The organism is Nitratireductor aquimarinus, assembly GCF_017255295.1.
Lineage (GTDB): Bacteria > Pseudomonadota > Alphaproteobacteria > Rhizobiales > Rhizobiaceae > Nitratireductor > Nitratireductor aquimarinus.
Window position 1 is genome coordinate 339,123 of the sequence record NZ_JAFKDE010000002.1, and the last position, 20,222, is coordinate 359,344.

The 20,222-nt window shown below is 62.8% G+C and carries 16 protein-coding genes and 1 tRNA gene; 3 read left to right on the top strand and 14 right to left on the bottom strand.

Annotated features, from left to right (window positions below):
• Positions 1 to 81 precede the first annotated feature (81 nt).
• On the top strand, positions 82 to 2,049 hold the full coding sequence (locus tag JYP46_RS01955; RefSeq protein WP_206547115.1) for an FUSC family protein: 1,968 nt from the start codon (positions 82 to 84) through the stop codon (positions 2,047 to 2,049).
• Positions 2,050 to 2,291: 242 nt separating this feature from the next.
• Here JYP46_RS01955 and JYP46_RS01960 read toward each other — a convergent pair.
• The 6 genes from JYP46_RS01960 to fumC form a co-directional block, all read right to left on the bottom strand.
• Positions 2,292 to 2,368, bottom strand: a tRNA-Arg gene (locus JYP46_RS01960).
• Positions 2,369 to 2,507: 139 nt separating this feature from the next.
• Positions 2,508 to 3,962 (bottom strand): sensor histidine kinase, encoded by a 1,455-nt coding sequence (locus JYP46_RS01965; RefSeq protein ID WP_206547116.1) that lies wholly within the window; start codon positions 3,960 to 3,962, stop codon positions 2,508 to 2,510.
• Positions 3,963 to 4,022: 60 nt separating this feature from the next.
• Positions 4,023 to 5,447, bottom strand: coding sequence for a dihydrolipoyl dehydrogenase family protein (locus JYP46_RS01970; RefSeq protein WP_206547117.1), 1,425 nt, complete (start codon positions 5,445 to 5,447; stop codon positions 4,023 to 4,025).
• Between the two features lie 29 nt (positions 5,448 to 5,476).
• Positions 5,477 to 6,238, bottom strand: coding sequence for a TVP38/TMEM64 family protein (locus JYP46_RS01975; RefSeq protein ID WP_206547118.1), 762 nt, complete (start codon positions 6,236 to 6,238; stop codon positions 5,477 to 5,479).
• Positions 6,239 to 6,449: 211 nt separating this feature from the next.
• Positions 6,450 to 6,833, bottom strand: coding sequence for a DoxX family protein (locus JYP46_RS01980; RefSeq protein WP_113154275.1), 384 nt, complete (start codon positions 6,831 to 6,833; stop codon positions 6,450 to 6,452).
• A 200-nt stretch (positions 6,834 to 7,033) separates the two neighbouring features.
• Positions 7,034 to 8,425, bottom strand: coding sequence for a class II fumarate hydratase (gene fumC, locus JYP46_RS01985; protein ID WP_206547119.1), 1,392 nt, complete (start codon positions 8,423 to 8,425; stop codon positions 7,034 to 7,036).
• 312 nt (positions 8,426 to 8,737) lie between these two features.
• Between fumC and JYP46_RS01990 the strand changes: the two genes are divergently transcribed.
• On the top strand, positions 8,738 to 9,781 hold the full coding sequence (locus tag JYP46_RS01990) for a calcium:cation antiporter (protein ID WP_222473814.1): 1,044 nt from the start codon (positions 8,738 to 8,740) through the stop codon (positions 9,779 to 9,781).
• Positions 9,782 to 9,865: 84 nt separating this feature from the next.
• Here the strand turns inward: JYP46_RS01990 and groL are convergent, their stop codons facing one another.
• The 3 genes from groL to JYP46_RS02005 form a co-directional block, all read right to left on the bottom strand.
• Complete coding sequence (groL, locus tag JYP46_RS01995) at positions 9,866 to 11,512, bottom strand: chaperonin GroEL (RefSeq protein WP_206544678.1); 1,647 nt, start codon at positions 11,510 to 11,512, stop codon at positions 9,866 to 9,868.
• 61 nt (positions 11,513 to 11,573) lie between these two features.
• Entirely contained in the window at positions 11,574 to 11,870 is a 297-nt protein-coding gene (groES, locus tag JYP46_RS02000; protein WP_113154278.1) for a co-chaperone GroES, read from the bottom strand.
• 211 nt (positions 11,871 to 12,081) lie between these two features.
• Complete coding sequence (locus JYP46_RS02005; RefSeq protein ID WP_206544679.1) at positions 12,082 to 12,720, bottom strand: DNA-3-methyladenine glycosylase I; 639 nt, start codon at positions 12,718 to 12,720, stop codon at positions 12,082 to 12,084.
• 264 nt (positions 12,721 to 12,984) lie between these two features.
• Here JYP46_RS02005 and JYP46_RS02010 point away from each other — a divergent pair, with 264 nt between their 5' ends.
• Positions 12,985 to 13,794, top strand: coding sequence for a L,D-transpeptidase (locus JYP46_RS02010; RefSeq protein WP_113154280.1), 810 nt, complete (start codon positions 12,985 to 12,987; stop codon positions 13,792 to 13,794).
• A 187-nt stretch (positions 13,795 to 13,981) separates the two neighbouring features.
• On the opposite strand, the gene glcF is transcribed toward JYP46_RS02010, so the two are convergent.
• The 5 genes from glcF to JYP46_RS02035 all read right to left on the bottom strand — a co-directional run bounded on the left by glcF (position 13,982) and on the right by JYP46_RS02035 (position 20,187).
• Positions 13,982 to 15,358: a glycolate oxidase subunit GlcF gene (glcF, locus tag JYP46_RS02015; protein ID WP_206547120.1), complete on the bottom strand. Its 1,377-nt coding sequence runs from the start codon at positions 15,356 to 15,358 to the stop codon at positions 13,982 to 13,984.
• A 144-nt stretch (positions 15,359 to 15,502) separates the two neighbouring features.
• Complete coding sequence (locus JYP46_RS02020; protein WP_113154282.1) at positions 15,503 to 15,883, bottom strand: DUF4870 family protein; 381 nt, start codon at positions 15,881 to 15,883, stop codon at positions 15,503 to 15,505.
• A gap of 43 nt (positions 15,884 to 15,926) precedes the next feature.
• A complete protein-coding gene (glcE, locus tag JYP46_RS02025) occupies positions 15,927 to 17,135 on the bottom strand; it encodes a glycolate oxidase subunit GlcE (RefSeq protein WP_206547121.1) in 1,209 nt (402 codons plus the stop codon).
• 76 nt (positions 17,136 to 17,211) lie between these two features.
• Positions 17,212 to 18,708, bottom strand: coding sequence for an FAD-linked oxidase C-terminal domain-containing protein (locus JYP46_RS02030; RefSeq protein ID WP_113154284.1), 1,497 nt, complete (start codon positions 18,706 to 18,708; stop codon positions 17,212 to 17,214).
• 78 nt (positions 18,709 to 18,786) lie between these two features.
• A complete protein-coding gene (locus JYP46_RS02035) occupies positions 18,787 to 20,187 on the bottom strand; it encodes a DUF3422 family protein (RefSeq protein WP_222473815.1) in 1,401 nt (466 codons plus the stop codon).
• Positions 20,188 to 20,222: the final 35 nt, after the last annotated feature.

The window sequence follows — 20,222 nt, forward strand, 5'->3', positions numbered from 1 at the left end:
GCTGCAGGAAGGGCGTCGTCTTCGGTTTCTATCCCGCGCGCCTTCGCTGCCAAATGCATTGAAACGCACGGGAATCCAGAAATGTCGACACGATCGCACGCGGCGCAGACCCGGCCAAACTCATGGCTTCGTGAGTTGACGCGCCTGAAGCCGGCGCACTGGCCCATCGGGCGCTGCCTGAGGGCCTCCCTGTCCGTGGCCCTGCCAATTCTGGCGGGGATCATGTCGGGCTCCGCCGGCTCCTTCATGGTCATGTCGCTTGGCGCTCTAGGCCTGTGTCTGGGAGAGAAGGACAGCCCCTATATCGAACGGTTCCGCGAGGTCGCGATCATCGCGCCGATCGGAGCGCTTGGCTTTTTTCTGGGCTATGTGGGGCATCTCGACTGGGCCTTTGTCGTCGCCGCAATGACCGTGGTGGCGTTCGTGGTCGGGCTCATCGGCTCTTACGGATCGGTTCTCGCTTCCGCTCTGGTTCAGGCGCTGCTCATGGGCTGTATCGCTATCGCGCTTCCCGCGATTGCGCCTTTCTGGAAGCCGGCTGCCTATTTCCTCGCGGGCTGCGGCTTCTACGCCGTTCTGCTCGGCGTGGAGGCGCTTTTCTTCCGCAAGCGCCCCTTCATCGTTCTGGTCGCCAACCTGCTTGAAGGGCTTTCGAGGCTTGCGCTGGCGCGTTCCAAAAATGCCGAAGCCGCCGAAGAGGAAACCATTCGCCGGACGATCACGGACAAGATGTCCACGGGCTTCGCCAGCCTGCTTTCCGGCCGCTATCATCAGCATGGGCGGCCTTCGGCGCATCTCGATTGGGAGTCGTCCGTCCTTCAGGGGCTCAGCCGCATTTTCACCGCGACGCTGGCGTCGAACAAGCCGGATAACCTTGAGCAGGCTGCGCATGAACTCAAGCGTCTCGCAGCGCTGGTGCGCGATGAAAAACCTGCACCGGCCGCCGACGGCGCATTCGCCGATACGCTGCTAAGCCGTTCGGTAGAGCACTTCACCGCGATGTACTGGAGCGCAGGCTCTTCAGAAAAAATCGCGCCGCCGCACGTGGCTTCAGGCGCGGTTTCCGTGTCGAAGCGCGTCGGGTTCGCGGAGGCTTTGAAGTTCGACCGCGAGGCCATCAGGTCCGCCGCCGTTCTGGCGCTGTGCGTCTGCATCGCGTTCGCCACCCGCTGGGTGAACGATGGCAATCACTGGTACTGGACGCCCCTCACGGTCATCATCGTTCTGAGGCCCGATCTGGGTTCCATCTTCGTCCGGTCCGTCCACCGTGTCATCGGCACGGTTCTGGGCGTTCTGGTCGGGGTTGCTGCCTTTGCCCTGTTCCCGAAAGGCATCGCGCTGGTCTGCGTTCTGGCGGTTCTTGCAGGCATTCTTCCGTGGGCGGCGCAGCGCGCCTACTGGATGGCGACATTTGTGGCCACGCCGATGGTGCTGATCCTTATCGACATCACGTCGCCGGGCGCAGGCACAACCGATTACGGTCTGCAGCGGCTGGTCGACACGCTGATCGGCGGAGCGATCATTCTTGTGTTCGGCTACTTCATCTGGCCGCGCACGCATTCGCATGAGCTGGAGCGCAGCTTCCAGAGCGCGCGGGAAAAGATCGCCGCCTATCTTCTCGCCCTGAAGCCTGTGAACGCTTCGCAGCCCGATCCCCAGATCGGCGCAAAAAAACGGCAGGCCTATGTGGCGCTTGCCGCGATGCGCAAGAAGATCAACGCAGCCATGCTCGAACCCGCCCCGGCGGGCCCCGAGGCCGCTGCATGGTACCCGCTCGTAACGGGTGCGGAGCGCGTCTGCGACGGTATCGGCGCATGGTCAGCCAGATATACGGTGGCCGAGAATCAGGAAGCCATTGTCGATGCGCTCGCAGCCAGAATCGCCGGAAGCAAACCGGACGGCTGCGCCGGCATCGTGGAGGATGAAGTGAATGGCGACCCGTTCATGGCCTTCGCTTCGAACATCTGCGCGGCCTTCGACCAGATCGATGGTTTCATGGAGAAGAAAGACGTGGGTGCGAAGGGGCAGGCAGCCCCCGCAGCCGCGTAACGCCCGCACAGGGCGCCTCTGAGAGCCGATCAGGGGAGTGGCGCGACTTTGTTCGCACGCTCCCCTGATTGCGCGCTGTAGGGCGGTAAGAGCGCCTTGTTTCCAGTCTCAAAAGACAGGCCGTGCTTTCGCGATGCGAAGCGGGGTGTTTTGTGCGGATTGGGGAGGCGAACAATCGAACAGACGGACTGTCCAGCGCAATGCTGCGCGGCACTTAGTCATCCATCGATTTTTCAAGGAAATGGCGCGCCCGAAAGGATTCGAACCTCTGACCCCCAGATTCGTAGTCTGGTGCTCTATCCAGCTGAGCTACGGGCGCGTGCCGCCTTGGCGACTGTCGAAGCAGTGTTCGCTGCCGCCGACCGCGGTTAACTAGCGAGTGCGGCGTAGAATTGCAAGCGCTATCGAAGGAATTTTCTGGATATCTGCACAGCTTGTCCAATTAGCGTCATTTAAGGTCAGCCCAGACGCGGTTGATCGGGGATGCTGATCGCGAAAACCGTATGTCCGCCAGTGCTTTCCACAAGCTCCAGCGCGCCGCCATGCGCCCGCACCAATTCCTGTGCAATTGCCAGGCCAAGCCCGGTTCCCCCGCTTTTTGCGGAGCCGCGGAAGGGCGCAAACAGGTTTTCGCGTGCTTTTTGCGGCAGGCCGGGGCCGGTGTCGGTCACATAGATTCGCGCCGTGTGGTCCTCCCGGTCGGCAGCGACCGTCAGGCGCTTGATGACGGATGGTTCGCTGTCGCCCGCCATCGCCTGAATGGCGTTGCGGCAAAGATTCGCCAGCACGCGGAAGAGATGTTCCGAATCGGCGTTGATCTCGAAATCCTCCGGCACCGCATTCACGAATTCGATTCGGTCATCGGTTTCGAGCGGCAGCACGCTCTGCACCTCGTCCACCAGCGCATGAAGCCGCAGACGGCGGCGGGTCGGCGGGGCTTCCTGCGTGCGGCCATAGTTGAGAACGCCTTCGGTGTAGATCACGGCGCGGTCGAGCGTGCGCAGCAGGCGCGGCGTCAGCATCTTCACCGCCGGATCGTCCACCGTGCTCAGCCTGTCAGACATCAGATGGGCCGAGGCCAGCATGTTGCGCATGTCGTGGTTGATCTTGGAGACAGCCAGTCCCAGATCGGCAAGCCGCTTCTGTTCGCCCAGCGTTTTCTGAAGCGCCGACTGCATGCGCGCCAGCTCGCGTTCTGCAACGCCGATCTCGTCGCCGCGTTCTTCCGGCGAGATGACGCGACGCGGATCGTCCGGCGTTGCGGCGAAGGAGAGCATGGACTGTGTCATCGCGCGGATCGGGCGGATCATGATCCGGTTGATGGCGTAGAAGACCAGTGTGGCCGTGAAGAGCGAGATGATCAACGAGAGAAACGCCACATTGCGCGCATAGGTGAGCATGGCGTCGCGCAAGCCCGCATCGGGTATCAGGATCTCGAAGATTTTGCCCGTGTCGCCCACGGTTCCGTAGATGCGGAATACACGGTCGCCGCCGAAGAAAAGTGTCGAGAAGGTCTGTGCAATGGCGGCCGTCGGCGTGATGGCGTCAAGGTCGATATGTTCGTCCACCATGGGCGGCATGTCGGTCACGACGAGAATGCGGGAGACATCCGCATCACGCACGGCGATGGCTTTCACGCCGGTGGCCATCAACAGCTCGTCGCGGATGGGCGGGGCGAGTTTTTCGTCTTCGCCTTCCATCAGGATGATGCTCACGGAGGCCGCGTTCTCGAGCCGCTGCATCATCCACTGCATGCCGAAATTGGCGACCGAAGGGATGAAGATCAGCACTTCGGCGATCATCACGAAAAGGATGGTGAGAACCAGAAGCTTGGTGGAGAGGCCGCGCGTCAGCGGCACCGTGTCGGTCTCGCGCGGCTTTTCGCCGGTATCGCCCGCCATTTTCTCTGCCATCGCTCAGCGTCTCTCCGGGCCAGATGCGGCTTTGTTGGTCGTGGGCGCTCTCAAGGCTGATCAGCCGAACCGACGCAGAAACCGCACCAGAGCGCGCACCAGAGGCTTGCGTGTCGTCTCTGTGAAATACGTGATCGCCGCGCGTTTGCCAATCTCGGTCATGGTCGGGTAGGGGGCGATATAGCCCGCTACATCGCGCACGCCGAGCTTTTGCGAGATGGCGAGCGCCCAGAAACTGATCATCTCGCTCGCATTGGCCCCGGCAATCGACGCGCCGAGAATGCGGCCCTTGCGGTCGGTGACAAGCTTGATCAGGCCTTCGGTCTTGCGCTCCGTCTGGGCGCGGTCGTTTTCCGAATAGGGCCAGCGCAGAATGCTGATCCTGCGGTGGTGCTTGCGCGCTTCCTCTTCGCTCAGTCCCACATGGGCGATTTCGGGGTCCGTATAGGTCGCCCAGGGGATGATGGTCCGGTTCTCGCGCGCATTGAGGCGAAACAGCAGGGCGCGCAGCACCAGACCCGCATGATAGCCGGCCACATGGGTGAACTGCAGCCCGCCCGCCACATCGCCAATGGCGTAGACCCCGCGGTTCTTCGTGCGCAGCTTGTCGGAAACCGTGATGCCGCGCCGGTCATGCGTGATGCCGGCCCTGTCGAGGTCGAGCGCCTCGATGTTGGGCGTGCGTCCGGCGGCGATCAGCAGGTGTGAGCCATCAATGGTGCGCGCGCCATCGGCGTCTTCGATGTGAACGCGCACGCCCGTGCGGCCGCGCTTGCTCACCTGCGTGACCCTGGTGTGTTCCAGCACGGTCACGCCTTCTTCGCGTATCCTGGCGAGCGCGAAGGCCGTGAGCTCCGGGTCGTCCTTGCCGAGGGCGGAAAGCGCTTCCACCACCGTCACCTTGCAGCCCAGACGCCTGTGCGCCTGCGCCAGCTCCATGCCGATGGGGCCGCCGCCAATGATGATCAGGTGCGATGGTTTGCGGGTTTGCGAGAAGATCGTCTCATTGGTGAGGAAGGGCACATCCTCCAGCCCGGGGATTGGCGGGACGAGCGGCGACGAGCCCGTCGCGATCACGAAGCGCCGGGCGCGGATCTCGTAATCGCCAGCGGTGACCGTGCGGGCGTCCGTGAAGCGCGCCTCTTCCTGGATCACCTGAACGCCAAGCGCGGTGAAGCGCTCGACGGAATCGTTTGGCGCAATGGCGGCGATGGTCGCCTCCACATGCTGCATCACCTGACGGAAATTCACCTCCGCCTCGGCCGGCGCGATGCCAAAGGCCGCGCCATTGCCCATCAGATGGGCCTGCTTTCCCGCGGCGATCAGCGCCTTGGAGGGCACGCAGCCATAGTTGAGGCAGTCGCCGCCCATCTTGCCGCGCTCGATCAGCACGACCGGCACGCCGAAGGCGGCAGCGGCTGCCGCAACGCTCAGGCCACCGGAGCCGGCGCCAATGACGCAGATATCGGGAGTGAGGAGGGTCATTCGGGCAGTCTCTTGCTTGTTCAGGGCAGTCAGGCGTCGGGCGAGCGGCGCAGTTTCTTCACCACGACCGGGATCGCGGCGACCAGCGCCAGTGCGCCAAAGGCGAGGGTGAGCTGCGGCGTTACCAGATCGCCGAGCGTCACTTCCCGCCCGGCTTCAGCTGCGGCGACCAGAACGCTGTCCAGTCCGTGGCCCAGATAGGCATAGGCGAAGGTGCCCGGCAGAATGCCCAGAAACGTTGCCGTTGCATAGGTGCGCAACGAGACGTTGAACAATGCAGGCGCGATATTCACCACCCAGAAGGGAAAAATCGGCGCGAGCCGCAGCACCAGAAGATAATTGAAGGCGTCGTCCTCAAAGCCTCTTGCCATGCGCGAGACGCGGCCGCCGATCTTTTGTGCAAGGACGCCGGAGAGTGCGCCGCGCGCGGCGAGGAACACGGCGGACGCGCCAATCGTGGCGGCAACCGCAACCAGCGCCCCGCCCAGAAGCCAGCCGAAGAGAAAACCCGCAAAGAGGGTCAGAATGGACGCGGCGGGAAAGGAGAAGGCGACGGCGAGCGCATAGAGAACGGCAAAGCCGAGCGGCGCCAGAACCGGGTTCTGCGCCACGAAACCGCGCAGAACGTCACGGCTTTCCGAAAGGAAAGTGAGCGAGAGATATTCGTGCAGCCCCAGCGCATAGCCGGCCAGAAGACCGCCGGCCACGACAAACAGCGGAGCCAGGCGCTTCAGCAGGGAGCGCTTTGGTTTCTCGTTCCTGTCATTCGCTGTCGTCTGCATCACCGTCATCTTTCGATCTCCGCGGGGCTTACGCATTTTGTGCGGCGTATGGCCGTACATGCGTGTTGAGACCGGTCTGTGCAACGCAAGATACACAGTCTCACTGCCTTTTGAGATGATCTCGCAGCGGCCTCACCGAACCGTGAAGAGACCGGGACAACGATAAAAACAAAAGAGCCCGCTCGAAAGCGGGCTCCCTGAGATGCGGATTTTAGCCGGTTCAGGCCCTGGCGCGTTCCAGCGACAGAGCGCCGGAGCCGAAAGCGGTCAGAAGAAGCAGGCCACCGGCCATGGAGAGGTTCTTCATGAACATGATGGTCTGCATCTGGTCGGAGAAGTCGAAATGCGCGACCAGACCGGAAGCAATGGAGAAGACAGCCAGAAGCAGGGCGGCGATGCGGGCCTGAAAGCCGACCAGAATGGCGAGGCCGCCAACGAGTTCGAGAAGGGCGACGAGCCAGGCGGTGACGACGGGCAGCGGCAGGCCGACCGCGCCGAAATAACCGGCGGTGCCGCCGATATCGGTGATCTTGCCGAAGCCGGACATGATGAAGATGACCGAAATCAGGATACGGCCGATGAGGATGATTGCGTTCTGGGACATTGCTGGGGTTCCATGTTTTTCAAACGATGCGTTGACGCTGATATACGCGACGCGATTGTGTAGAAAAACTGCCCCAGTGGTGACGCTGTGTTCTCAAAATAGACGACAATGAGCGCGAGCGCCGTGATCTCATTGCGGATCACCGGCCCGAAAATGCTTTGTTTTCAGGCCGGTGAGAGAGCTTAAGCGATCGGCGGCGATCAGGCCGGCGCGATCATCAGTTCCGGGCGCACGAGACGCTCATAGTCGTCCTCGGAAACGAGGCCGCTCTTGAGCGCTTCCTCGCGCAGCGTGGTGCCGTGCTTGTGGGCCGACTTGGCGATGGCCGCCGCATTGTCATAACCGATGGCCGGAGCCAGCGCGGTGACCAGCATGAGCGAACGCTGCATCAGGTCGTCAATGCGGGTCTCGTCGGCCTCGATGCCCTTCACGCAATTGTCTGCGAAGGACTGCATGGCGTCGGTGAGAATGCGGATCGACTGCAGAACGGCGTTGGCCACGACCGGCTTGAACACGTTGAGCTCGAAATGGCCCTGGCTTGCGGCGATGCTGACGGTGGTCTGGTTGCCCATCACCTGCGTGGCGACCATGGTCAGCGCCTCGGCCTGGGTCGGGTTCACCTTGCCGGGCATGATGGAGGAGCCGGGTTCGTTTTCCGGCAGCTTCAGTTCGCCAAGGCCCGAACGCGGGCCGGAGCCCAGGAAGCGGATGTCGTTGGCGATCTTGAAGAGATCGGCTGCCAGCGCGTTCAGCATGCCGTGGAAGGCATTCAGCGCGCCATGGCTTGCCAGCGCCTCGAACTTGTTCCCGGCGGTGCGGAAGGGCAGGCCGGTGATCTTGGCAACCTTCTCGGCAAACGCCTTGTCAAAGCCGACAGGCGCGTTGAGGCCGGTGCCGACGGCAGTGCCGCCCTGCGCCAGCGCGTAGACGTCGGCGAGGCTCTCCTCGATCCGGCGTGCGCCGTATTTCAGCGCCGCCACATAGCCCGAGAACTCCTGGCCCAGCGTCAGCGGGGTGGCGTCCTGGGTGTGTGTGCGGCCGATCTTGACGATGCCGTCAAAGGCCTTCGCCTTCTCGTCGAGCGCTTCGGTCAGATACTGCAGCGCCGGCAGAAGCTTCTCCGCTGCCTCGCGTCCCGCAGCAATGTGCATGGCGGTGGGGAAGGTGTCGTTGGAGGACTGACCCATATTGACGTGATCATTGGGGTGGACAGGCTTCTTGGAGCCCATCTCGCCGCCCAGGATCTCGATGGCGCGGTTGGAGATCACCTCATTGGTGTTCATGTTCGACTGGGTGCCGGAACCGGTCTGCCAGACGGACAGCGGGAAATGATCATCGAGCTTGCCCTCGACCACTTCGCGGGCTGCCTGAACCATGGCTTCGCCCAGCTTGGGGTCGAGCTTGCCGTTTTCGATGTTGGCTTCGGCGGCTGCCTGCTTGACGATGCCGAGCGCATGCACGAGCGGCATCGGCATTTTCTCGGTGCCGATCTTGAAGTTGCCCAGCGACCGCTGCGTCTGCGCGCCCCAATAGCGGTCGGCGGCGACCTCAAGCGGGCCGAATGTATCTGTCTCGGTACGGGTCTTGGACATGCGATCGTGCTCCATTGTCAATTCGCGCGTCGGGAAGGGGGCAGCGGTGCTGATCCGGCTCTGCCCGAAAAGTGCTGCCGTTTAATGGCGCGGGCGAGGGGATTTGGCAATGGGCTGGCGGTCAGGCCGTGCGCTATCGACCGCCATTTTGACAAACTGTCCATTGCTCTTCTTTCCGGCGATGAATTATCACGCGCCATAAGGTCTCGCCCGGCGAGGCGGAATTTCGTTTTGTTTCATAATGAGTTGCTTGGGGACGACGTTTTGAAAGACCAGCATCATTCCCGGTTCTGGCGAACCGCCGGACCTCCCGTGGCTGCCGCCCTTCTGGCGGCTGCGGCACATTTTCACCTGATCGGCGAGAGCGGCTTTTACTTCATCCTTCCGGCAGCCGTTCTGCTGATCGCGACCGTTTTCTCATCCGTCCATTTCGCAGAGATCCTGTCGCTGCGTCTCGGTCAGCCCTTCGGCTCCGTCGTTCTGGCCGTGGCAGTGACCGTCATCGAGGCGTCGCTCATCATTTCGATGATGCTTTCGCCCTCGGAGGGTGACAGCACGGTGGCGCGTGACACGGTGTTCGCCACGGTGATAACCGTGCTCAACGGCGTGGTGGGGCTGTGCCTGCTCATTGGCGGATTGCGTCATCACGAGCAGTCCTTCCAGAGCCAGGGGGCGGTTGCCGCGTTCAGCGTCGTTGGCACGCTGGCCACGCTGACGCTGATCCTACCCGACTTCACGCTGGCGGTGAAAGGGCCGTATTACTCGACCGTGCAGCTCGCCTTCGTCACGGTCGTCTCTCTGGTGCTCTATGGCGTCTTCCTGTTCGTGCAGACGGTCCGGCACCGGGGCGACTTTGTCGACATTGCCGTGGTGGACGAGGTGATGCACAGCCGTCCCACGGGGCGGCAGACAGCCGCCGCCGGCATCATGCTCGCGCTTTCCCTGCTGATGGTGATCGTGCTTGCAGAGGCGCTGGCGCACCCGCTGGAGCAGGGCGTGCGGGGGCTCGGTCTGGCAGAGGCGTTTGTCGGCCTGATCATCGCCGTTCTGGTGCTGCTGCCCGAAGGGGTGACGGCGCTGCGCGCGGCAGCCTCAAACCGTCTTCAGACCAGTCTCAATGTCGCCACCGGTTCGGCCATCGCCAGTGTGGGCCTGTCGATCCCCACCATCGCCGTCATGTCGATGTTTCTGGGCAAGCCGATCACGCTGGGGCTTGAGCCCGAGCACATCGTGCTTCTGGTTCTGACGCTCTTCGTCGGAACACTGACGCTCGCCACGGGCCGCACGACGATCATGCAGGGGGCGGTGCATCTGGTGATCTTCGCCTGTTTCGTGCTTCTGGCGGCGGTGCCCTGAGCACCCCCCCAAAAAGACTGTCCCAAACAAAGAAGGGCGCCCCGAAAGGAGCGCCCTCTTTTGTCGTAGCGATGTGCGACTGGCTTAGAAGCCCATGCCGCCCATACCGCCCATGCCGCCCATGTCGCCGCCGGGCATTGCCGGAGCGTCCTTCTTGGGCAGCTCGGCAACCATGGCCTCGGTGGTGACGAGCAGGCCGGCAACCGAAGCGGCGTCCTGCAGCGCGGTGCGGACAACCTTCATCGGGTCGACGATGCCCATGGCGATCATGTCGCCATACTCACCGGTCTGGGCGTTGTAGCCGAAGGTAACACCCTCGTTCTCGAGGATCTTGCCGGCAACGATGGAGGACTCGGCGCCTGCGTTGGCAGCAATCTGGCGAACCGGAGCCTGAACGGCGCGGCGCACGATGTTGATGCCAGCGTCCTGGTCCGGGTTGTCACCCTTCGCCTTGATCTGAGCGGATGCACGCAGAAGCGCGGTGCCGCCACCGGGGACGATGCCTTCCTCGACTGCAGCGCGGGTCGCGTTGAGCGCGTCGTCGACGCGGTCCTTGCGCTCCTTCACCTCGACCTCGGTCGAGCCGCCGACGCGGATCACGGCAACGCCGCCTGCGAGCTTCGCAAGGCGTTCCTGCAGCTTCTCGCGGTCGTAATCGGAAGAGGTCTCTTCGATCTGTGCCTTGATCTGGGCAACGCGGCCTTCGATCTCGGCCTTCTGACCTGCACCGTCAACGATGGTCGTGTTCTCCTTGGAGATCGCAACCTTCTTCGCGCGGCCGAGCATGTCGAGCGTGACGTTCTCAAGCTTGATGCCGAGGTCTTCGGAGATGACCTGGCCGCCGGTGAGGATCGCGATGTCCTCGAGCATGGCCTTGCGGCGGTCGCCGAAGCCCGGAGCCTTCACAGCAGCGATCTTCAGGCCGCCGCGCAGCTTGTTGACGACGAGCGTGGCCAGAGCCTCGCCTTCCACGTCTTCAGCAATGATGATGAGCGGCTTGGACGACTGAACGACCGATTCCAGAACCGGCAGCATGGCCTGCAGGTTGGAGAGCTTCTTCTCGTGGAGCAGGATGTATGCATCCTCGAGCTCGGCAATCATCTTCTCCGGGTTCGTAACGAAGTACGGGGAGAGGTAGCCGCGGTCGAACTGCATGCCCTCGACCACTTCAAGCTCGGTCTCGGCGGTCTTGGCTTCCTCGACGGTGATGACACCCTCGTTGCCGACCTTCTGCATGGCCTCGGCGATCATCTCGCCGATCTCTGCTTCACCGTTTGCGGAGATGGTGCCGACCTGGGCAACTTCACCGGAGGTGTTGATCTTCTTCGTGGAGGAAGAGAGGTACTCGACGACTTCGGCAACGGCCTTGTCGATACCGCGCTTCAGGTCCATCGGGTTCATGCCGGCGGCAACTGCCTTGGCGCCTTCCTGAACGATTGCCTGAGCGAGAACCGTAGCGGTCGTCGTGCCGTCACCAGCGATGTCGTTGGTCTTGGAAGCGACTTCACGCACCATCTGTGCGCCCATGTTCTCGAACTTGTCCTCAAGCTCGATTTCCTTGGCAACCGTCACGCCGTCCTTGGTGATGCGCGGTGCGCCGAAGGACTTGTCGATGACAACGTTGCGGCCTTTCGGGCCGAGGGTCACCTTCACAGCGTCGGCGAGGATGTTCACGCCCTTGAGCATGCGCTCACGCGCGTCGCGGGCGAACTTTACTTCTTTTGCAGCCATATTTCTCTAGCTCCTGAGCTTCTGGAGAAACTCTGTTACCGTTTCGATCTGGTGGCGTGGGTTAGCCGATGATGCCCATGATGTCGGATTCCTTCATGATCAGGAGATCCTCGCCATTGAGCTTCACTTCGGTGCCGGACCACTTGCCGAACAGGACGCGGTCGCCTGCCTTGACGTCCAGCGCGACCAGCTTGCCAGCCTCGTCACGCGCACCGGAACCGACAGCGACGATCTCGCCTTCCTGCGGCTTTTCCTTGGCGGTGTCCGGGATGATGATGCCACCTGCGGTCTTTTCTTCAGACTCTACCCGGCGGACGACCACACGGTCATGAAGCGGGCGAAAGTTCGTGTTGGCCATGTTCTCTGAACCCTTGATTCGGATGATGAATTAGGCTTTTCCTCCGTCCGGCGGGTGCCGGACACGTCATTAGCACTCCCTCTTGGAGAGTGCTAACGCGGCTTTGAGATAGTAAGCGCCTGCTGGTGAGTCAAGATTTTCGATCAGGCTGAGCGACACAATTTTTGCGCTCGCCCGTCTTTATCGGAGGCTGGCAGGCAGGGATCGCGCTTCAGACGGGCCTGCGGAAGGCCTGCCGCTCCTTTTCCACCTCTGCGCGGCAGGCGCAGCCCTCTATGTGATCGTTGACGAGCCCCATCGCCTGCATGAAGGCGTAGACCGTGGTCGGGCCGACAAAGGACCAGCCTCTTTTCTTGAGATCTTTGGAAATCCGCGTCGAGATCTCGGTCTTGGGATTGGCGATGAGCGTCTTGTAGTCGACGAGGTCGGGGCGTTCATCCGGCTGCGGCTCAAAGCTCCAGAAATAACGGGCGAGCGATCCTTCCTTCTCGCACACTTCAATGGCGCGCTGCGCATTGTTGATGGTGGAGCGGATCTTGCCGCCGTGGCGCACAATGCCGGCATTGCCCAGAAGCCGTTCCACATCCTTCTCCGTAAAGCGGGCAACGCGCTCGAAGTCGAACCCGTCGAAGGCTTCACGAAAATTCTCGCGTTTGCGCAGGATGGTCAGCCAGGACAGGCCGGACTGGAAACCTTCGAGGCAGATCTTTTCGAACAGGCGGTGGTCGTTGCTCACGGGACGACCCCATTCCCGGTCGTGATACTCCAGATAGTCGGGCAGTTCGCCTGGCCAGAAGCAGCGGGTCTTGCCGTCGGCGCTCTGGATCAATCCCGTCTTCTCTTCGCTCATCTGCCTCGAAATCCTTTGGTTAATGTGAAATCAGCCCGGTTTAACGCAAAGTTCACCAGCATTCTGAACGTGCCGGTAACCACGCCAAATGGTTTTCACGAAACATGGCATTTTACGGACCTGGATTCACCATTCGGTTGCTGCTTGGAGTCAGCATCCTGACACGAACAAGCGCCTAGGTTGTGCTTGCTCATCGCCGCCACCCGTTTCCTGCAAACGATGTGGATACGTTAGTCAAAGACGAATGGTAGAGAGAAACTTGTCATGAAGTCGATGATGTCTGCGGCAGGCATTGCTGTCGCGCTGCTGTTTTCCTGGGGGGCGCATGCCCAGGACCGTTATGTGGAGCCGCCGCCGGTTCTCGTCAGTCCTGATCTTTCCGCGCCCTGGGTCATGCAGTTGCGTCGCGCACCTGTTCAGACCGCCCAGCGCTCACATCAGGCACAGGAGTACCGGACCTATCAGCGTGCGCGCAACACGCCGCGCCGCTCCAATGCCCGCCGCGATTATCAGGCGAACCGGCAGCGTGTCGTCGTGCCCGCGCCCAGCGTACAGGCGGCTCCCGGGCAGCAGGTCGCCTACACGCCGCGGGCCAGCGAGCGTGCCTGGCGCATGAGCGATCCGAAATGGCTGCCCCAGATCGTCGACTATCGCACCAGCCAGGCGCCGGGCACGATCGTGGTCGATACCAAGCAGCGCTTTCTCTATCTCGTCATGAAGGGCGGGAAGGCGAAGCGCTATGGCGTCGGCGTGGGCAAGGAAGGCTTTGGCTGGACGGGAACGGAAACCGTTTCCCAGAAGCGTCAGTGGCCGGACTGGCGGCCGCCTGCCGAAATGATCGCCCGTGAGCGGGCGAAGGGGCGCATCCTGCCAGCGCATATGAAGGGCGGACCGGCCAACCCGCTGGGCGCGCGCGCGCTCTATCTCGGATCGACGCTTTACCGCATTCACGGCACCAACGCGCCGTGGACCATCGGCCGCGCCGTTTCATCCGGCTGCATCCGCATGCGCAATGAGGATGTGATCGAGCTTTACGAGAGCATTCCGGTCGGCGCCAAAGTGGTGGTTATCTGACCGGCAGAGCATCGGATTGCTCCGATGCCCAAGTAAAAGTGTAGATCGTCCTTAGTGCGTCCAAATGGACGCACGGCGATCTAGAGCATCGGATTGCTCCGATGCTCCTCAGGAATGGGGGACGCCTGGCAAGGGGACTGCCGGGCTCATGGAGAAGGGCGGTGCTTGGGGGAGCATCGCCCTTTTCTCATTCAGCGGCAGCCATTGCCCCAGTCTCTGCCCCAGTCTCTGCCCCAGTCTCTGCCGATGTCTCTTCCATCGGCGCGCTGACATCGCGAATGCCGGTCGGTTTCGGGCCGCCATAGGCCCAGTCCAGAAGCTCCACCGTATGCGCGATGGGCGTGTCGGTGCCGGAGCCGATCTGGGTCATGCAGCCGATATTGCCGGTGGCGATCACGGACGCGCCGGTGGCCTCGATGTTCGAGACCTTGCGGTCGCGCAGTTTCGCGGCGATCTCCGGCTGGAGAATGTTGTAGGTGCCCGCCGAACCGCAGCACAGATGCCCCTCGCGCGGCTCGTGCACCACAAAGCCGGCATTGCGCAGGAGTTCGCGCGGCTGGCGGGTAATTTTTTGCCCATGCTGCATGGAGCAGGCGGAGTGATAGGCGACCGTGATGCCGGGCGCGATCATCGGCTCCGGCAGGTCGAGCGTTGCAAGATATTCGGTGATGTCCATGGCAAGTGCGGCCACGCGGGCTGCCTTGTCAGCATAGTCCGGATCAAGCCGCAGCATGTGGCCGTAATCCTTGACGGTGGTGCCGCAGCCGGACGCGGTGATGACGATCGCATCAAGCCCGCCGCCTTCGATCTCGCGCATCCAGGCATCGACATTGCGCCGCGCTGCTTCAAGCGCCGCGTCTTCCTTGCCCATATGGTGCACCAGCGCGCCGCAGCAGCCTTCGCCTTCGGGGTTCTGCACCGTCTCGACGCCGAGGCGTGCGAGCAGCCGGGCCGTTGCCGCATTGATGCCCGGATCAAGCACGGATTGCGCGCAGCCGGTCAGAAGTGCGATGCGGCCACGCTTCTCTCCCGAAACGGTCACGTGTTCATCTTTTGCCTGCGGCAGGCTTCCCGGAGCCAGGTCGAGCATGGCCGCGACAGGCTTCATGCCCGGAAGCCTGCGAAAGAGGCCCGCAAAGGGACGCCCGACGCGGGCGAGCTTCAGCGCCGCGCGGAAGCGTGCGGGATAGGGCAGGATCTGCGCCAGAAGGGAGCGGGTCAGCCGGTCGAGCAAAGGCCGGCGATAGGTCTTTTCGATATGCGTCCGGGCGTGATCTACCAGATGCATGTAGTTCACGCCCGAAGGGCAGGTGGTCATGCAGGCAAGGCACGAAAGGCAGCGGTCGACATGGGTGACGATCTCTTTGTCGGCCGCCCGGCCGTTTTCCAGCATGTCCTTGATCAGGTAAATGCGCCCGCGCGGACTGTCGAGCTCGTTGCCGAGCGTGACATAGGTTGGGCAGGTGGCCGTGCAGAAGCCGCAATGCACGCATTTGCGCAGGATCGATTCCGCCTCCGCGACATGCGGATCGGAAAGCTGCTCAGGGGTGAAATTGGTCTGCACGGCGCGCCTTCTGGAGCATCGGACCGAAAAGTGGAAACCGGTTTTCGGCTATTCCGATGCTCTCTCCATGGTTTGGATCGTCCTTTATGCGTCCGGATGGACGCCTGGCGATCTAGTATGCGTCCGGATGGACGCAGGGGCGATCTAGATCAGCCAGCTTTGCGGGTTCTTGATCGGTTCGTTGCGGCCCACCGCCTGCAGGCCGATGACGCAGCGCACCACGGCCCAGATTGCGACCGCGATCATCAGCAGGAAGCCGATGCCGATCACCATCAGCAGCGCGGAAACGAAGCCGAAGAGCAGGCCGATCCAGAAGGTGCGGATGGCCCAGGTGTAGTGGGTTTCCACCCAGCCGGTTGCCTTGCCGCGGTTCAGATAGGCAAGCACGATGCCCACCAGGGTGGAGATGCCGATCACGAAGCCGACAAGATAGAGAATGTAGATGACCTGCACATTGGTTGGCCCCGGCTCGAGCCAGCCATCTGATTTGCGGCCTTCATTCTGTTGTGGTTGCATATCGCTCATGTTTTTCGCCCTCGTTGCGTTTCGGCGGCAATCTATCACGGGTTCAGGTGAAATCCATGCGACCGGGGTTGAGGATTTTCTGAGGATCGAACTGCTCTTTCAGGCGCGCTGAAAGGGCGGCAAGCGGGGCCGGCTGAGGCTCGAACACCGGCGTCGCGGCGCGTATTGCAAGCGGCGCGCGCACCAGCGTTGCATGGCCCCCACCCAGATGAGCGATCATCTTGCGCAGGATCTCCGCTTCGGGATCCGCTTCCATGCGCATCCAGATCAGGCCGCCCTGCCAGTCATAATAGACATTGGCGCCGGCAGCGCGCCGAAAGGCGTCCACCAACTCGTGGCCGCGCGACGGCGTGACCGAGACCCGCCAGACCGGGGCCGGCGAGCCGTCGGCAAAGGGATGGCCGTCGCGGATTTCGCGCCACAGCCTGCGCGAAGCAGCTTCATCGAGCGTCTCGGCGCTTCCATGGTTGCCCAGAAGCCGCGACAGAAGGTCGATGCGATAGGCAACCGAAGGGCCGAACCCTTCCACCCGCAGCACGGTCTGCCCGCCTCCGGAAAACCCGCCATCAATGAAGCGGCCCACCACGCCTTCTGGCAGATGGGCAGCGCCCGAAACCTCGGCGCTCGACCCCATGGCGATGGCCATGGCCTGCGTCGCCGCCGCATCGTCCAGCCCGGCGATGCAGAAGGTCGTTTCCGTTTCGGCAGCCGGCAGAACTTTCATGGTGATGTCGGTTGCCACCGCCAGCGTGCCCCAGGAGCCGGCGAGCCCCTTGGAGAGGTCGTAGCCGGTCACGTTCTTCACCACGCGCCCGCCCGATTTGAAGCCCTCGCCACGGCCCGAAACCGCATGAACGCCAAGCACGTGGTCGCGCGCGGCGCCCGCCTTGAGGCGGCGCGGACCGGCAAGATTGGCCGCAAGCAGTCCGCCCAGCGTGCCGCGTCCCGGTTCTCCGCCAAAAAGCGGGCCGTAATCCATGGGCTCGAAGGCGAGTTCCTGATTGTGCTCGCGAAGCAGCGCCTCGATCTCGGCGATCGGCGTGCCCGCACGGGCCGAAAGCACCAGTTCTTCCGGCTCGTAAAGCGTCACGCCCGTCAGCTTTGACAGGTCGAGCGTGTGCGCGGTCTGCACCGGCTGGCCGATGCCGCGTTTCGATCCATGGCCGACCACCTCAAGCGGCGCTTCTTCCGAAACGGCCCAGCGCACCGTCTCCAGAACCTCTTCGGCAGTGTTGGGCAGAAAAACGGTCACGGCGACACACTCCCGAAAAGGGCCGGGCAGGGCCGGATGCCGGCGCCTGCGTGAAACAATTCCATGAAGGCCATGCTCAGAACCGCTCCAGTTCTGGAAACGGCATCTGGCCGCGATGAATGTGCATGCGGCCAAGCTCGGCGCAGCGGTGCAATTGCGGAAACACCTTGCCCGGGTTCAGAAGGTGGCCCGGATCGAACGCGCATTTCACGCGGATCTGCTGGTTCAGATCATCTTCGGTGAACATTTCCGGCATCAGGTCGCGCTTCTCCACGCCGACGCCGTGCTCTCCGGTCAGAACCCCGCCCACCTCGACGCAGAGGCGCAGAATGTCCGCGCCGAAATCCTCGGCCTTCTCCAGTTCGCCCGGCCTGTTGGCGTCATAGAGAATGAGCGGATGAAGATTGCCGTCGCCGGCATGGAACACATTGGCGACGCGCAGCCCGTATTTTTCAGACAGCGCGCGCATGCCCGCCAGAACCCGTGGCAATTGCTTGCGGGGAATCGTGCCGTCCATGCAGTAATAATCAGGCGAGATGCGGCCCACCGCCGGGAAGGCGGCCTTGCGCCCGGCCCAGAACACGGCGCGTTCCTCGTCAGAGGTGGAGGCGCGGCTGGTGGTCGCGCCGTTCTGGCGGGCAATCGTTTCCACCCGGTCAATCAGGTGGTCGACTTCTGCCTGCGGTCCATCAAGCTCGACGATCAGAAGCGCTTCAACATCGAGCGGATAACCCGCATGAACAAAGTCCTCGGCGGCGCGGATGGCCGGGCCGTCCATCATCTCCATCCCGCCTGGAATGATGCCCGCACCGATGATCTCGGCCACGCACTGGCCCGCTTCCTCGCTCGAGGGAAAGCCGATCAGAAGCGCGCGCGCCGTCTCCGGCTTCTGCAGAATGCGCACGGTCACCTCGGTCACCACACCGAGCAGGCCTTCCGAGCCGGTCATCAGGCCAAGCAGGTCATAGCCCTCGGCATCCAGATGCTTGCCGCCGAGCCGGATCACGTCGCCATTCATCAGCACCATCTCGATGCCCAGAACATTGTTGGCGGTCAAACCGTATTTCAGGCAGTGCACGCCGCCGGAATTCTCCGCCACATTGCCGCCGATGGAACAGGCGATCTGCGAAGAGGGGTCCGGCGCATAATAAAAGCCCGCCTGCTCGACCGCGTGGGTGATGCCCAGATTGGTGACGCCCGGCTGCGCAACCACGGCGCGGTTGGCGTAATCGATGTCGAGAATGCGGTTGAAGCGGCTCATCACCAGAAGCACCGCGTCTTCAAGCGGCAGCGCCCCGCCGGAAAGCGAGGTGCCCGAGCCGCGCGGCACGACGCGGATATCGCGCTCATGGCAATATTTCAGGATGCGCGACACCTGCGCCGTCGTTTCGGGCAGGACAACGACAAGCGGCATCTGGCGATAGGCGGTCAGCCCGTCGCTCTCGAAGGCGCGCATTTCGTTCTGCGCATCCACCACGCCCTCGCCGGGCACGATGATGCGCATGTCGGCAATGATTTCCGCACGCTTCTTCAGGGTTGCCGCATTCGCCTGCGGCATTTTCAGGCCGGACATCAGAACTCCCTCACTGGTTCATTCAATTTACCAGTGTGTTGATGGTTCTGTAAATGCTGCTTGGAAAGCGTGCCTGCGTCAATCCGCCTCGGTGCCGATGCTGGCGTCCTCGCGGGCGTGGTGGCGGCGAATGCGCCGCACCAGAAGCCAGATGCACAAAACGGCCACGGGAACGGCGGCGGCGGTGATGACCTCGCTCGAAATGCCGGGGAGCGCGGGCTTTGCGCCCTTGGCCACATAGCCGACCAGCCCCACCACATAATAGGAGATGGCAGCCACGGAGAGGCCTTCCACCGTCTGCTGCAGGCGAAGCTGCAATTGCGCACGGCGGTTCATGGAGGCGAGCAGATCACGGTTCTGGCGCTCGACTTCCACGTCCACCCAGCTTCTGAGCAGGTTTGCGGCGCGCGTCAGCTTGCGCGAAAGATTGGCCTGGCGCTCTTCCACCGAGCGGCAGGTGCGCATGGCGGGCGCAACGCGGCGCTGGAGAAAGGCGGCCCAGGTTTCGTAGCCGGCCATGGGGGCTTCGCTCAGTGTCTCGAGCCGCTCCTCCACAATGCCGTGATAGGCGCGGCTTGCGCCAAAGCGATAGAGGCTGGCCGCGGCGTCCGCTTCCAGCTCGGCTGCAAGTTCCGTCAGTTCGCCCAGAAGCTCCTGGCTGTCATGCCTGTCGCGCTGGCGCATGCGCGCGGTCAGCGCGGCCAGCTGGTCTTCCATGCGGCGCAGGCGCGGCGACAGCGATTGCGCCAGCGGCAGGCCAAGCATGGCGAGCGTGCGATAGGTCTCGATGTCGATCAGGCGTTGCGAGAGCGCGCCGATACGGGCCGGGGCGAGATCCTTTTCGAGGATCAGGATGCGGGTCAGCCCGTCGCCATCCTGCCGGAAATCCGTGGCCACGGCAGCGCGTCCGCCTTCCACCACCGAATAGCCAAGGCTTGCCGGATCGAAGGCGCTGACCAGCTTTTCCGTCGCGCTCGTCCATTTGCGGATCTCCACGCGCGTGCCGGAAATGGCCGTGCCGGGCGGGCTGAAGCCGTTGCCGAAGGGGGATTCCTCAAGCGGCTTGCCGGTGCGCGGCGAAATCGGGCAATCCCACTGATAGCTCGAAAATTCCGTATGGCGCTCCCAGCGCAGCGTGCCCTTGCCCCACTTCATGGCGTGGTGGCGCGCATTGGTCTGTGGCGGGGCCACGCCAAGCCGGCGCGACAGATCGGCCAGCACGGCCTGATCCACCGCCGAGCCGCCTTCGGTCATGAAGGAGAGCTGGATGATCAGTCGCGGGGCTTCCAGAAGCGCGTGCGGGCGCGCATGCACTTCGCCAAGCGCGCCAGCGCGCCCGTCATGGGCGGGAAAGCCCAGAACGCTGCCGGTCACCAGTGTTTCGAGAGACGATTCCCCAGTCTTGTCTTTCCCAGTCTTGTCTTGCCTTGTCTTGTCTGCGCCTATCGCGACAAGCTGTTCCCCATTTTCTTGGCTCATTGCGCCTTGCCGTCTGCATCAGGATGGACCTTTTG

Coding starts and splice junctions, on each gene's coding strand:
- JYP46_RS01955 (WP_206547115.1), top strand. CDS start 82: ATGTCGACACGATCGCACGCGGCGCAGACCCGGCCAAACTCATGGCTT.
- JYP46_RS01965 (WP_206547116.1), bottom strand. CDS start 3,962: ATGGCAGAGAAAATGGCGGGCGATACCGGCGAAAAGCCGCGCGAGACC.
- JYP46_RS01970 (WP_206547117.1), bottom strand. CDS start 5,447: ATGACCCTCCTCACTCCCGATATCTGCGTCATTGGCGCCGGCTCCGGT.
- JYP46_RS01975 (WP_206547118.1), bottom strand. CDS start 6,238: ATGACGGTGATGCAGACGACAGCGAATGACAGGAACGAGAAACCAAAG.
- JYP46_RS01980 (WP_113154275.1), bottom strand. CDS start 6,833: ATGTCCCAGAACGCAATCATCCTCATCGGCCGTATCCTGATTTCGGTC.
- fumC (WP_206547119.1), bottom strand. CDS start 8,425: ATGTCCAAGACCCGTACCGAGACAGATACATTCGGCCCGCTTGAGGTC.
- groL (WP_206544678.1), bottom strand. CDS start 11,512: ATGGCTGCAAAAGAAGTAAAGTTCGCCCGCGACGCGCGTGAGCGCATG.
- groES (WP_113154278.1), bottom strand. CDS start 11,870: ATGGCCAACACGAACTTTCGCCCGCTTCATGACCGTGTGGTCGTCCGC.
- JYP46_RS02005 (WP_206544679.1), bottom strand. CDS start 12,720: ATGAGCGAAGAGAAGACGGGATTGATCCAGAGCGCCGACGGCAAGACC.
- JYP46_RS02010 (WP_113154280.1), top strand. CDS start 12,985: ATGAAGTCGATGATGTCTGCGGCAGGCATTGCTGTCGCGCTGCTGTTT.
- JYP46_RS02020 (WP_113154282.1), bottom strand. CDS start 15,883: ATGAGCGATATGCAACCACAACAGAATGAAGGCCGCAAATCAGATGGC.
- JYP46_RS02030 (WP_113154284.1), bottom strand. CDS start 18,708: ATGTCCGGCCTGAAAATGCCGCAGGCGAATGCGGCAACCCTGAAGAAG.
- JYP46_RS02035 (WP_222473815.1), bottom strand. CDS start 20,187: ATGAGCCAAGAAAATGGGGAACAGCTTGTCGCGATAGGCGCAGACAAG.